The following is a 10,641-nucleotide window of genomic DNA, read 5'->3' as shown; positions in this document are numbered from 1 at the left end:
ATCGGTGGAGCTGCATGACAAAGTCATCGGGCATTATCTGAACATAAAACACTATCAATAAGTTGGAGTCATTACCTGCCGGAAGATGATCGCATCAAAGCGATTAATGAAATCCGCATGGCGATCCATCAGGTTAGCCCCTTTCGTGAAGAGCCAGTGGATTGCGTTCTGTGGGTGAAAAATAGCCAGCTCGTGCCAAATGATTACAATCCCAATAATGTGGCACCGCCAGAGAAGAAACTGCTGCAAAAATCCATTGAAATAGATGGTTTTACCCAACCCATTGTGGTCACGCATACGGATAAAAATGCTCTGGAAATCGTGGATGGTTTTCACCGCCATGAAATTGGTAAAGGCTCATCATCATTACAATTACGCTTAAAAGGTTATTTGCCGGTGACCTGTCTGGAAGGTACGCGTAATCAACGCATCGCCGCGACTATTCGTCATAATCGCGCTCGTGGACGCCATCAAATCACCGCCATGTCGGAAATCGTCCGTGAACTTAGCCAGTTGGGATGGGACGATAATAAAATTGGCAAAGAGCTGGGAATGGACAGCGACGAAGTGCTGCGCCTGAAGCAAATTAACGGCCTGCAAGAGTTGTTTGCCGACCGTCAATATTCCCGCGCCTGGACGGTTAAATAGCTAAAGCTGGCGCAGGCGTTCAGCTGCTGCCAGCAACGTCGATTCCTTCTTGGCAAAACAGAGACGAATCAGTTTATGTGGGAAGGGATCGGCGCAAAACACCGATAGCGGAATCGCCGCTACGCCGTGCTCCTGCGTCAGCCACTGGCAAAACTCAACATCATCCAGGGTAGATACGGCGCTGTAATCCACCAGCAAAAAGTATGTGCCTTCGCACGGTAAAATCTCCAGCCGACTCTCACTTAAGGCGTTCACCAGAATATCGCGCTTCTGGCGATAAAAGTCCGGTAACGCAAGATAATGCTCAGGTTCTGCACGTAGCATATCCGCAATTGCCAGCTGTGCCGGGGTATTTACCGAAAAGGTCAGATACTGATGTACCTTGCGAATTTCGGCACTGATGGGCGCTGGCGCTATGCAATAACCCACTTTCCAGCCGGTCATATGATAGGTCTTGCCAAACGATGACACCGCCACTGCCCGCTCACGCAGCTGCGGATGCGCCAGCACACTGGCATGGCCCTGTTGTGAAAAGTTGATGTGCTCGTAGACTTCATCGCTAATGACAAAAATCTCGTGCCCGGCGATCGCCTGCCACAAAGCGGCGAAATCAGCCTGCTGCCAGACAGTAGCGCTAGGGTTATGTGGTGTGTTGAGGATCACCAGTCTGGTGCGCTCGCTTAACAATGCGGCAAATTCCTGCCAGTCAACGCGAAAATGCGGTGGTTGCAGTGCCATACGCTTCACTATTCCCCCAGAAAGCGCGATGGCGGGGGCGTAACTGTCATAGCTGGGATCAAAACAAATCACTTCATCGCCATTGCGCACCAGTGCGGTAATCGCCGCGTATAACGCTTCCGTCGCCCCTGCCGTTACGGTGATATCGCTATCGGCATCTGGTTGATAGCCATACAAACGTTCCGTTTTCTGAGCAATCGCCTCGCGCAAGGCCTGCACGCCGGTCATGGGCGCGTATTGGTTTGCCCCCTGGGCAACGTGGTACGCCAGCCGCTCCTGTAAATAGCGCGGACCATCAAAATCAGGAAAGCCTTGCGACAGGTTAATCGCCTGGTGTTGCTGCGCCAGCGCGCTCATCTGGGTGAAAATAGTGGTGCCAAGTTGTGGAAGTTTGCTTTGTGGAATCAGAGGGTTATTTGTCATTTTTATTGTACCTGACGAAGTTGCGAGTTGAAGGCACTATAACACGATGCTAGTATTTGGCAATCAAGACGTTTAGATGTCTAAATAAAACAATAAGGACAACACAACATGCCTCACAATCCTATCCGCGTGGTCGTCGGCCCGGCTAACTACTTTTCACATCCAGGAAGTTTCAATCACCTGCACGATTTTTTCACTGATGAACAACTTTCTCGCGCGGTGTGGATCTACGGCAAACGCGCCATTGCTGCGGCGCAAACCAAACTTCCGCCAGCGTTTGGACTTCCAGGGGCAAAGCATATTTTGTTTCGTGGTCATTGCAGCGAAAGCGATGTACAGCAACTGGCGGCTGAGTCCGGTGACGATCGCAGCGTGGTGATTGGCGTCGGCGGCGGCGCACTGCTCGACACCGCGAAAGCCCTCGCCCGCCGTCTCGATCTGCCATTTGTTGCCGCTCCGACGATCGCCGCCACCTGCGCCGCCTGGACACCGCTCTCCGTCTGGTATAACGATGCCGGACAGGCGCTGCATTATGAGATTTTCGACGACGCCAATTTTATGGTGCTGGTGGAACCGGAGATTATCCTCAATGCGCCGCAACAATATCTGCTGGCGGGGATCGGTGATACGCTGGCGAAATGGTATGAAGCGGTGGTGCTGGCTCCGCAACCAGAAACGTTGCCGCTAACCGTGCGGCTGGGAATCAATAATGCGCAGGCCATTCGCGACGTCTTGTTAAACAGTAGCGAACAGGCGCTGAGCGATCAGCAAAATCAACAGTTAACGCAATCATTTTGCGATGTGGTGGATGCTATTATTGCTGGTGGTGGGATGGTCGGTGGTCTGGGCGATCGTTTTACGCGTGTAGCGGCGGCTCATGCCGTGCATAACGGTCTGACCGTGCTGCCGCAAACCGAGAAGTTTCTTCACGGCACCAAAGTCGCCTACGGAATTCTGGTGCAAAGCGCCTTGCTGGGTCAGGATGATGTTCTGGCGCAATTAACTGGAGCGTATCAGCGTTTTCATCTGCCGACTACGCTGGCGGAGCTGGAAGTGGATATCAATAATCAGGCGGAGATCGACAAAGTGATTGCCCACACCTTACGTCCGGTGGAATCCATTCATTACCTGCCGGTCACGCTGACACCAGATACGTTGCGTGCAGCGTTCGAAAAAGTGGAATCGTTTAAAGCCTGACGTGCAAATTTAGCAGCAGCGCGCGCCGCCTTTTCCACCGTAGCGCGCGTCCTGCCGCTCACGGAAAAACTCTTCGTAGGTCATCGGCGTTTGATCGGGATGGTTAACCCGCATATGTTCGACATAGTTGTCGTAATCAGGCATACCAATCATCAGCTTCGCCGCCTGACCTAAATATTTTCCGGCTTTTGCCAGTGAATCAAACATCTTGGCCTCCGCTAACCATGTTGCTGAAAGAGTGCCGGATGCGGCGTGAACGCTTTATCCGGCCTACAAATGCTATCAACGCGCTCGGTCAGTCCCCTCGCCCCATCGGGGAGAGGGTTAGGGTGAGGGGGAACCCTCGGCACTATGCCAACATTCGCCAACATCCCCCCTCACTCTGACTTTAGTGCGCGCCTTTCGCCTGCGCTACGATCTCCTCAACATTTTCCGGCATCGGCTCATACGGCGTTTCTTTCGCCGTTGGCTTCGGATCTTTCAATGCCGCAAGTGCCGTCTTAATCGAGAACAGTGCCAGAACCACCACGACCACCATAAAGAAGATGGTTAACCCGGCATCCAGACGGTTGTTGAACACCAGTTGCGCCAGCTGTGACTCAGTATACTGCGACGGAATATTGCCGCTGTCGATCATTGCCTGGAACTTGTTAGCAATGGCCAGGAAGCCGACTTTCGCATCCGGGCTAAACGCTTTCTGCCAGCCAGCGGTCAGGGTACAAATCAGCAGCCAGGCCGTTGGTACCAGCGCCACCCAGGCGTAACGTTGACGTTTCATCTTGAACAGCACCACGGCACAGAGCATCAGCGCCATCCCTGCCAGCATCTGGTTGGCAATACCAAACAGCGGCCACAGAGTGTTAATACCGCCCAGCGGATCGACCACACCCTGATGCAGGAAGTAGCCCCACGCCAGCACGCACAGCGCCGTTGCCAGCAGGTTAGCAGGCAGTGAATCGGTCCGTTTCAGGCCCGGAGAAACCACGCCCAGCAGATCCTGCAACATAAAGCGCGCAGCACGCGTACCTGCATCCACCGCCGTCAGAATAAACAGAGCTTCAAACAGAATGGCGAAGTGATACCAGAACGCCACATCCATCATACCACCCAGCGCACCGTGCAGGATGTAAGCCATCCCCACCGCCAACGTCGGCGCACCGCCCGCACGGGAAATGATCGACTGTTCCCCCACTTCGCTGGCAATCTGGTTGAGCGTATCCGGAGTAATCGCAAAGCCCCAGCTACTCACCACTTGCGCGGCAGAAGCGACCACATCAGCCGTCCCTGCCGGAGCCAGCACCGCCATCGGGCTGTTCATGGCGAAGTACACGCCCGGATCGATGATACAGGCGGAAACCAGTGCCATAATCGCCACGAAGGATTCCATTAACATTCCACCGTAGCCGATAAAGCACGCCTGCCCTTCGTTCGCCAGCATCTTCGGCGTGGTGCCGGAAGAGATCAGCGCATGGAAGCCAGACACCGCGCCACAGGCGATGGTGATAAACAGGAACGGGAACAGGTTACCGGTCCATACCGGGCCAGTACCATCAACAAATTTAGTTAGTGCAGGCATGGTCAGCGTCGGGCGCATAATCAAAATGCCTACCGCCAGACCGACGATCGTCCCGATTTTCAGGAAGGTAGAGAGGTAGTCACGCGGAGCCAGCAGCAACCACACCGGCAGCACCGCCGCCACAAAACCGTAACCCACCAGCATCCAGGTTAGCTGCACGCCGGTAAAGTCAAAGTACGGTGCCCAGGTCGGACTTTCTGCCACCCAGCCGCCAGAGATAATGGCAAAAATCAGGAATACCAGACCGATGACCGACACTTCACCAATACGCCCCGGACGCAGATAGCGCAGGTAGATTCCCATAAAAATCGCCAGCGGAATGGTGAACGCAACGGTATACGTTCCCCACGGGCTATGAGTCAGGGCTTTCACCACGATCATCGCCAGTACTGCAAGGATAATGACCATGATCATAAAGCAGGCCACCAGCGCTATCACCCCGGCGGTTGGCCCCATCTCTTCTTTGACCAGCTCACCCAGCGAGCGACCGTCACGACGCGTAGAAACAAACAGCACCATGAAATCCTGCACTGCACCGGCGAGAACCACCCCGGCGAGTAGCCAGATCATCCCCGGCAGGTAACCCATTTGCGCCGCCAGTACCGGCCCAACCAACGGACCTGCTCCGGCAATGGCCGCAAAATGGTGACCGAACAGCACTTTCTTGTCCGTCGGCACATAGTCCAGCCCGTCGTTATGGCGCACCGCTGGCGTCATACGCGTCGGGTCAACCGCCAGCACATTTTTGGCGATATACAGCCCATAAAAACGGTAAGCGATCAGATAGATACAGACCGACGCCACCACAATCCACAGCGCGTTGATCTGTTCCCCACGATTTAAAGCAATGTATCCCAGAGCAAATGCTCCCATTACAGAGAGCACTGTCCAGACGAGGTATTTCCCTGATTTGTTCATAGTTGTTATCCGTGTGCGTGTCCATAGAGATGTTACATTTTGTTTCTATAACATCTTTGTACAATTTAACAACACGGCAACCATGTAAATCGGAGTTGAAACCAATATTTAACTTAACAATGTTAACTCGATCACTCCGTTAACCGAGTTTTCCTGCAATCTCATTTAATTCTGTCGGGTTCATCCCAAAACTGCCGTACCCAGCCGACAAGTGCAGCAACGCCGCCCCTGTTCATCGAAAACGACGATTTCCCAGCTCTGATTTTGCCGCCCAAGATGCAGCGGCTGGCAGACGCCGCGTACCTTGCCTTCAGACACCGGGCGATGATGGGTGGCGTTAAGTTCCGTGCCCACCACACACTGCCCGTCACGGGTCATCATAAATCCGGCCATCGATCCCAGCGTTTCAGCCAGCGCCGCCGACGCGCCGCCATGCAGCAGGCCAAACGGCTGATGAGTACGGGTATCAACCGGCATTTCGGCTTCCAGCACATCATCGCCCAGACGGGTATACACAATTCCCAGATGCGTCACCATTGTGTTATCGCTGGTGGCGTTCAGTTCGTCGAGCGTTAAATGGCGTTTCCAGATCATGCTTATGCCCCCAGCGTTGAGCCGCCATCGACCACAATATCCTGTAGGGTGATATGGCTGGCGAGGTCAGAGGCGAGGAACAAAATCGTGTTGGCGATCTCTTGTGGACGGGCGATTTTCCCCAGCGGAATGCCGAGTTTAAACTGCTCGCCAAAGCCGCGAATACGCTGTTCTTCGGCGTCATCGCTCACCCACAGCGTGCGTTGCATATCGGTGTCGGTGGAGCCAGGCGAAACCACATTACAGCGCACGCCGCTACCCGCCAGTTCCAGCCCGACGCTCAACGCCAGGCTTTTCAGCGCCGCTTTCGATGCGCCATAAGCACTCATACCAATACGCGGCGTGTGTGCGGCGTCGGACGCCACAGTGACAATCGCCCCGCCCCGCTGACGGCGAAACTGGTTCATGGTTTGCTGAAACAGGTTAAACGCACCGCCGACGTTAACCGCAAAAGTCTGCTGCCAGTCCTCTTTGCTCAGTTGGTCTGTCGCGCCCATGCGTAAAATTCCCGCCGCATTGACCAGCGCGTCCAGTCGCTCCGTTTCAGCTAACAGTCGCTGACACACTTGCGCGACCTGCGCAGCGTCGGCAACATCCATTACTTCGGTCGCAAAGGGATATTGCTCCTGAGTGAACGCTTGATCAAAACCTGTAACTTTCGCTCCCGCTTCAACAAACGCCAGCGCCGTGGCGTAGCCGATACCTTTACCTGCGCCAGTTACCCAGACATTTTTACCGCTGAAATCCATTATTTCACCTCGCGGGAGAGTAGCTTCCACCAGGCGTCGATGGTCGGGTTTTTCGCCAGCATGACAAAGTCGATATCGCCATGCACTTTGCGCCAGCGCGCCGCCAGCGCCATCATGCGCACCGAATCCAGACCGTAGTCGATCAGGTTGTCGTCATCGAACGGTTCATCGGACTCGTCCAGCAACGGCAGGATAACCTCACGCAGCGCCGCTTTGCTGGCGGGGATAGGTGCTGGCAGTAATTCTTCGGTCATCACCACCCGGCCAGAACGTCCGGCCACATATTTCAGCGACATCAAATGCTCGTCACGGCTGAAATCGGCCAGCGCATCCGCCACCATAAACGGTTTAATATCGCGCATAAATGCGTCGGTTGCGGTGGTCATACAGCCAATGTGGGCATATACCCCTGTAATAATCAGCTGGTTACGTCCACTCTCTTTGAGCATTTGCTCCAGCGGAGAACGATGAAACGCGCTGTAGCGCCACTTCACCAGCACCGTGTCGTCGGCATCTGGCGTCAGGCGATCCACCACCTTTTGCTGTTCCGGCGAGCGGGTCAGGCCCGGCCCCCACATATCATTCAACAGCGCCCTATCTTCATCGCTTTGCTCTTTCGGCTGGGCGGTGTAATAAACCGGGATATTGTGCTGTTTGCAGTAGTCGCGCAGTACCGCAATATTCGCGATCACCTGCTCCATCATCGGGCAGTTCTCACCCCAGAAGCTGACAAAATAGTCCTGCATATCATGGATTAACAACGCGGCACGTTGCGGTTCAAAGGGCCAGTCGACTTTATTCTTAGGGATATCGTGAGACTCCGGCAGTGCGTAAGCCTGTAATTTTGGAATAGCCATCGTGTTCTCTCCTTCAGGCTGATGCGCGTGACGCCAGCCACTGACGTAATTGTTTTTTATCGACTTTCCCGACCGCCGTCAGCGGAAGTGAATCCACACACTCCACGCGATCCGGTAATTTAAATTCGGCAATACCCTGTTCACGCAGGAAACGACGCACCTGCACCGCGCGCAGCGGCTCTTTTACCACCAGATAAGCACAGCTTTTTTCGCCCATCAGCTCATCTTCCATACTGACCAGTGCGGCGTAGATCACCGCCGGATGGCGCAGCAACAGGTTTTCGATCTCTTCGGCAGCGATCTTCTCGCCGCCACGGTTGATCTGATCTTTCTCGCGCCCCTGCACGGTGATGTAACCCTCTGGATCAATAGAGATCAGATCGCCGGAACAGTAAAAACCGTTGGCATCAAAGGCACTGGCATTGTGCTGCGGGCTTTTGTAATAACCGCGGAAGGTGTACGGCCCGCGCGTCATCAGGCGTCCAACTTCCCCTTGCGGCAGTGGATTTCCTTCGGCATCAGCAACCCACACTTCATCGTCCGGACACATTGGGTAACCCTGGGTATGGATAATTTTCTCCTCGCTATCATCAAGACGGGTGTAGTTCACCAGCCCTTCCGCCATGCCAAACACCTGCTGCAACTGGCAGCCAATCTCAGCGGGAATACGGGCCGCAAGCGTGGCTGAAAGACGTGCGCCGCCGACCTGTAACAGTTTCAGCGAGGCAAGCTGCGCCCGGCTTTCGCCTTCGGTCAGCGCCTGCAACCACAGGCTGACTGCCGGCGGCACCAGCGCGGTAACGTTAATCTGATGTTTTTCAATCAATGGGAAACAGAGCGTGGCGCTGGGATCGGCCGCCAGAACAACCGTTCCTCCGGCAAGAAAGACGCCCAGCGATCCTGGCGAACTCATGGCGTAGTTATGAGCCGCCGGGATCGCGCACAGGTAGCGCGTCTGTTGCGTAAACTGACAAATCTCGACGCTACGACGCACGCTGTAGTAGTAGTCGTTATGAGTGCGCGGGATCAGTTTCGGTGTGCCGGTGGTGCCGCCGGAAAGCTGGAAATAGGCCACTTCATCAGCAGGTGACGGCGTGGCAGTAAAACCGTCTGCCGGATGGTTAATCGCATCCTGCAAGTTATGCTCACCGCTGTCGTTGTGCAGTTGCACCACGCGAATAGAAGAATGCTCTGCAACAAATGTGTTGAGGAAATCATCCCCGCTAAACAGCGCATGTTGGCGATCGGCAATCAGTAACGCCGGTTCAATCTGGCTGGCATAGGCGTTCAGTTCACTACGCTGATGGCTGAACAGCGCCAGCACCGGCGCAACGCCCAGTTTCAGCAGCGCGAAAAAGGTAATATAAAGTTCAGCGACGTTACCAAGTTGTACCAGCGCGGTTTCACCAGGTTTAATTCCCTGACGGCGCAAACTACACGCGAGGTTATCCGCCGCCTGATTCAGCTCCCGATAACTCAACTGCCGCTCGCCGTCGATAACCGCGATGCTGTCACTCGCAGCGTGGCGAGTCAGAATGTCGGTCAGCGGCAAATCCTGCCAGTAACCTTTTTCCCGATAGCGACGGGCAAACTCTTCTGGCCAGCGGGTAAATGGAATGCTCATCATCGCTCCTTAATGCAATCCAAAAACGTTCAACATGGTAGAAAGTTTGACGCCTGTTTCGCGCCACTCACCCAACGGTGACGACGCAGGCACAATCCCCGCTCCGGCAAACAGACGCACCTGATTTTCCCGCAGCTTCGCGCAGCGGATGGTCACCACCCATTCGCCGTTACCTTCGCTGTCACACCAACCCACAATGCCGCCAAACAGTTCGCGGTCGAACGGCTCCAGTTCAGCAATAACCTGGGTCGCGGCCTGATGCGGGAAACCGCTCAGCGCGGGGGTCGGATGCAGCAGACAGGCCAGAGTCAGTGCGTTTTCTTGCGAATTCGCTTTACCTTCAAAGGGAGTTGCGAGATGCCACAGCGTCGGCGTGGTAATCAATTGTGGAGAGGAAGGAACGTGTAACTCACTACTGCGTTCGCGCAGTACCTCTTTCATCGCCTGAGTCACCAGTTCATGTTCATGGCGATCTTTTTCTGACGCCAGCAGACGATTACCCGCTTCGCGATCGAGCACTTCATCCGGCTGACGACGTGCGGAACCGGCTAACGGAATGGAGCTAAAACGCTCGCCGTCTTTACGTAGCAGCAGTTCCGGGCTGGCCCCCAGCAGGACGCCACCATCTGCCAACGGCACATGGAAGTTGTAACTAACCGGGTTTTGCGCAATCAACCGTTCCAGCAATACGCCACTATCAATGGCGGCGTCAGTGGTGATATCAATCAACCGTGACAACACCACTTTGTCGACCTGCGGCGTGGCGGTAAGTGCGGCGGCGCGGGCAACCATCTGTTCAAACGTGGTTTGTTCCGGAATTGCCTGGCGTTCCACCACATTCAGCAACTGGCTGCGGGTGAAACGGCGTGCGGAAGTTTGTTTTTCCTGACGGGAGAACGACTGCCAGGATTCGGGAATATACAGCGACGAAGGCTGACGTGGATCGAAGGGAATCGCCCCGACCATCACCGGATTTTTGATGCCCTGCGCTTTGGCATCGGCAAACAGCGCGGCGAGTTTTTGCTGGAAGGGACTGTCAGGCGAATCCCCGTTCACAGCCGGTTCATCGAAGCGGGCGAAACATCCTGACGTCGTAAAACTGCGGTACGGCGACATAAAGAAAAAGCGATTGGGCGCAAGTGTTGCCATGGTCTGCTGTACTTCCTCAGCCAGTGACGTATCCATATCATCCTCCACAAAATGATAAAGGCTTTAATAATGATTATCATTTATATTTTCGGTCGCTAACCTAAAAGCAAACGCGCACTATGTCAACTCTTGAGGTAACGCAATCTGCAACTCGGGGTTGCATTTGGT

Annotated in this window: 11 protein-coding genes; 3 read left to right on the top strand and 8 right to left on the bottom strand. The window is 54.6% G+C overall.

Translation table 11 applies throughout. The annotated features are described in order from the left end of the window. The coding region (locus OQV04_RS25065; protein WP_071528444.1) for an IS1 family transposase at nucleotides 1-61 on the top strand (61 nt) is incomplete at its 5' end. Further along, the gene (locus OQV04_RS13240) at nucleotides 58-648 is read left to right on the top strand and encodes an IbrB-like domain-containing protein (RefSeq protein WP_274446674.1); all 591 of its coding nucleotides are present in this window, start codon (nucleotides 58-60) and stop codon (nucleotides 646-648) included. The genes OQV04_RS25065 and OQV04_RS13240, both read left to right, overlap by 4 nt. On the opposite strand, the gene ybdL is transcribed toward OQV04_RS13240, so the two are convergent. Continuing rightward, nucleotides 649-1,809 carry a methionine-oxo-acid transaminase gene (gene ybdL, locus OQV04_RS13235; RefSeq protein WP_032280476.1) on the bottom strand — a complete coding sequence of 387 codons (1,161 nt, stop codon included), beginning with the start codon at nucleotides 1,807-1,809 and terminating at the stop codon, nucleotides 649-651. A gap of 108 nt (nucleotides 1,810-1,917) precedes the next feature. Between ybdL and hcxA the strand changes: the two genes are divergently transcribed. After that, nucleotides 1,918-3,006 carry a hydroxycarboxylate dehydrogenase HcxA gene (hcxA, locus tag OQV04_RS13230; protein WP_032280474.1) on the top strand — a complete coding sequence of 363 codons (1,089 nt, stop codon included), beginning with the start codon at nucleotides 1,918-1,920 and terminating at the stop codon, nucleotides 3,004-3,006. A 9-nt stretch (nucleotides 3,007-3,015) separates the two neighbouring features. Here the strand turns inward: hcxA and OQV04_RS13225 are convergent, their stop codons facing one another. The 7 genes from OQV04_RS13225 to entC form a co-directional block, all read right to left on the bottom strand. After that, nucleotides 3,016-3,213 carry a YbdD/YjiX family protein gene (locus OQV04_RS13225; RefSeq protein ID WP_000460431.1) on the bottom strand — a complete coding sequence of 66 codons (198 nt, stop codon included), beginning with the start codon at nucleotides 3,211-3,213 and terminating at the stop codon, nucleotides 3,016-3,018. A 181-nt stretch (nucleotides 3,214-3,394) separates the two neighbouring features. Next, nucleotides 3,395-5,500, bottom strand: coding sequence for a pyruvate/proton symporter CstA (gene cstA, locus OQV04_RS13220; protein ID WP_001624841.1), 2,106 nt, complete (start codon nucleotides 5,498-5,500; stop codon nucleotides 3,395-3,397). Nucleotides 5,501-5,680: 180 nt separating this feature from the next. Continuing rightward, on the bottom strand, nucleotides 5,681-6,094 hold the full coding sequence (gene entH / locus OQV04_RS13215; protein ID WP_032176060.1) for a proofreading thioesterase EntH: 414 nt from the start codon (nucleotides 6,092-6,094) through the stop codon (nucleotides 5,681-5,683). A 2-nt stretch (nucleotides 6,095-6,096) separates the two neighbouring features. After that, nucleotides 6,097-6,843 carry a 2,3-dihydro-2,3-dihydroxybenzoate dehydrogenase EntA gene (entA, locus tag OQV04_RS13210; RefSeq protein WP_000347651.1) on the bottom strand — a complete coding sequence of 249 codons (747 nt, stop codon included), beginning with the start codon at nucleotides 6,841-6,843 and terminating at the stop codon, nucleotides 6,097-6,099. Further along, nucleotides 6,843-7,700 carry an enterobactin biosynthesis bifunctional isochorismatase/aryl carrier protein EntB gene (entB, locus tag OQV04_RS13205; protein ID WP_032280472.1) on the bottom strand — a complete coding sequence of 286 codons (858 nt, stop codon included), beginning with the start codon at nucleotides 7,698-7,700 and terminating at the stop codon, nucleotides 6,843-6,845. Before entB ends, entA begins: the two co-directional genes overlap by 1 nt. 13 nt (nucleotides 7,701-7,713) lie before the next feature. Beyond that, on the bottom strand, nucleotides 7,714-9,324 hold the full coding sequence (entE, locus tag OQV04_RS13200; RefSeq protein WP_032280471.1) for a (2,3-dihydroxybenzoyl)adenylate synthase EntE: 1,611 nt from the start codon (nucleotides 9,322-9,324) through the stop codon (nucleotides 7,714-7,716). 9 nt (nucleotides 9,325-9,333) lie between these two features. After that, nucleotides 9,334-10,509 carry an isochorismate synthase EntC gene (gene entC / locus OQV04_RS13195; RefSeq protein WP_001307665.1) on the bottom strand — a complete coding sequence of 392 codons (1,176 nt, stop codon included), beginning with the start codon at nucleotides 10,507-10,509 and terminating at the stop codon, nucleotides 9,334-9,336. Nucleotides 10,510-10,641: the final 132 nt, after the last annotated feature.

It is taken from the genome of Escherichia sp. Lx600-2, assembly GCF_036662595.1.
Taxonomy (GTDB): Bacteria; Pseudomonadota; Gammaproteobacteria; order Enterobacterales; family Enterobacteriaceae; genus Escherichia; species Escherichia coli.
The sequence above is the reverse complement of the archived record's forward strand: the minus strand, read 5'-3'. Positions and strand labels throughout refer to the sequence as shown.